2 protein-coding genes are annotated in these 2405 nt (G+C 63.6%); one reads left to right on the top strand and one right to left on the bottom strand.

The window, feature by feature from the left end:
* Window positions 1–68: 68 nt before the first annotated feature.
* Entirely contained in the window at window positions 69–347 is a 279-nt protein-coding gene (locus tag ACWDUD_RS30560) for an MFS transporter (RefSeq protein ID WP_450111770.1), read from the bottom strand.
* Window positions 348–852: 505 nt separating this feature from the next.
* Between ACWDUD_RS30560 and ACWDUD_RS30565 the strand changes: the two genes are divergently transcribed.
* Window positions 853–2043: an IS701 family transposase gene (locus tag ACWDUD_RS30565; RefSeq protein ID WP_197250758.1), complete on the top strand. Its 1191-nt coding sequence runs from the start codon at window positions 853–855 to the stop codon at window positions 2041–2043.
* Window positions 2044–2405: the final 362 nt, after the last annotated feature.

The raw sequence follows: 2405 nt of genomic DNA on the forward strand, positions 1-2405 counted from the left end.
CGATCTCTACCAGGTAGGACCCCACGTCCTCATCTCACGCCACACCGCCCGAATGTCCCCGGCCGCCGTCAGCGAACTCCTGGTGAGAAAACCTCGTTGTCGACCAGTGACATCAAGGAAGTCACCAGGCCCCACGTCACCATGATGCGGGCAATCCAGATTCGGGCGCCGACCCGGTGAAGTGCGATGTTGCTCGGGACCTCGAAGAGTACGTACGCGATGAAGAAGATGCCGGCGCCCAGACCGAAGGCAGCCTCGGAAAGGCCGAGGTCCGCCTGCATTTCGAGTTTGGCCACGCCGATGTTTGTGCGGTCCACGTAACTGAGCAGTGCGCCGAGAAACAGCATCGGAACGATCCGGAACGAGATCTTCCGCGAAATGGTGGATTCCGGACTCGGGGGACCGGATTCGTAGGGTTGTGCGGCGGTGTTCTGCCGGCGGTGGTTGTCCATGGTCACCTGAACCTTCTGAGGTGTAGGTCGCGGAGGGGCTGATACCCCAGCGGAAGTGACGACGTCACCGCGAACCATAAGAAGGCCCGGAACGACGAAACAACGACATCTTCGGCTCCATCCGGTATGCCGGGACACGAGCCGACTGTCGGGGTCGACAGGGTGGTTCTGCGATGTGCTTGCTGTTCAACGACGGATGCAGTAGAGCGCGTCCCGCGACACAGCCTGGGTCGGGGCGCAGAACGTGGGATTCGCAGGGTCTGCGACGTTGCCTTCGGGAACCGAGCCCACCCTCGATGCCCAGGAGTGGTCTACATCACCTGTGGCGGTCGAGTGTTCCTCGGCAGGCGGGGATGCTCTACAACGACAGATCGTGACCAAAGATTCGGATCGCACGCAATTGGTTGCCGGCCCCGACGGTGGTGAGGGGCGCTCGCCCGGGCCCGCATTCGAGGTCTTCTGTGCCCGGTTCGCACATCGATTCCCGCGCGTCGAACCGCGCCGGCGGATGTGGGCTTATGTCCACGGCCTCTTGGGCGATATCGAGCGCAAGAACGGGTGGACCCTGGCGGAGGCGGCGGGCGAGACCGGCCCGGAGGGGATGCAACGGTTGCTGAACGCAGCATCGTGGGATGAGGATGGCGTACGCGACGACGTGCGTGACCTGGTGGTCCAGTTGGTCGGTGATGTCTGGCAGGGCCTGCTGATTGTTGGCGACCTGTGTTTCCCGAAGCGAGGCGACCGGTCTGCCGGGGTGGCGCCCTGGGTATCGAAAACCGAAAGGACAAGCAACGCCCAGACCGGGATCTTCCTGGCGTACGCATCCCAGAAAGGGTGGGGCCTGATCGACCGGGAGCTGTACCTGCCGAGAGAATGGACGGACCATCGGGACCGATGCCGTGCGGCCGGCATCGACGACTCGGTGGGGTACCGGAGCCCGGCCGATCTAGCCGAGACGATGCTCGGCCGAGCTCTCGACGCAAACGTGCCGTTCGCCTGGTTCACTGCCGGCGTCCTCTATGGGCGATCGGAGAATCTGCGGAGATCACTGGAGGAGCGGAGCGTCCCGCATGTCCTCGAGATTCCGGGCGACTGCCGCGTGACCACGGCACACCTGCAGGTCTGCACGGCCCGCGAGGTGATCGGCGAGTTGTCGGAGACGGTATGGCACAGGCTCAGCCACGGCGACGAGCTGACGGGACATCGTGTTCGAGACTGGGCGGCAGTGGACCTCCACAGGTCGGGACGACAATTCGGGAACTGGCTCCTCGCCGGACGATCGATCACCGACCCGTCCGACATCGCCTACTACCTGTGCTTCGGCCCGGCTGGCTGCATCCTGTCCGAACTCGCCCGAGTCGCCGAGGGACGGTCGGCAATCGAGAAGTGTCTCCGAGTCGCCCGAAAAGAAGCCGGTCTCAAGGACTATCAGGTCCGCGGATACCGGGCGTGGTACCGACACGTCACCTTGTCGATGGTCGCGGCGACGTACCTGTTGATCCGGCGCGGGAAGGACGTGGGCCGCGATGACGACTTGTCGCGTGTACGGCCGGTTCGTTCCCGGCCGAGCGCGGTGGCGCCGTGGTGGTGAAACGGCAGGTATGAGGTGGAGTCGGTTCGATCCCTCCCCAGCGGCGAGGAAGGTCGGAGCGGCAACGCCGGCCCCGCAACGTCAGATCTGATATGGATAGCTCCCTCGCGAGGCCAATCCTTGTTCGACGCAAACGCTATTGAGGTTTGAACCGGCGACGACTGAGTAAGGCGGATGCGGGGCATCGCCGTGTGGTGCGTAACCGCGGGCCTCGTCAATCCTGGCTCCATTATTGATTTCCCCTTGAACTCGGTGTCGCACTCCCGATCTAGTGCCGCATCACGCAACGTTTGCCCTGTCGACGATCTCGCGTAGTTTCTCGTCGACTGCGTGCTTGTTCCGCCAGATGATGTAGCGACGAA

It is taken from the genome of Rhodococcus sp. NPDC003382, assembly GCF_053589135.1.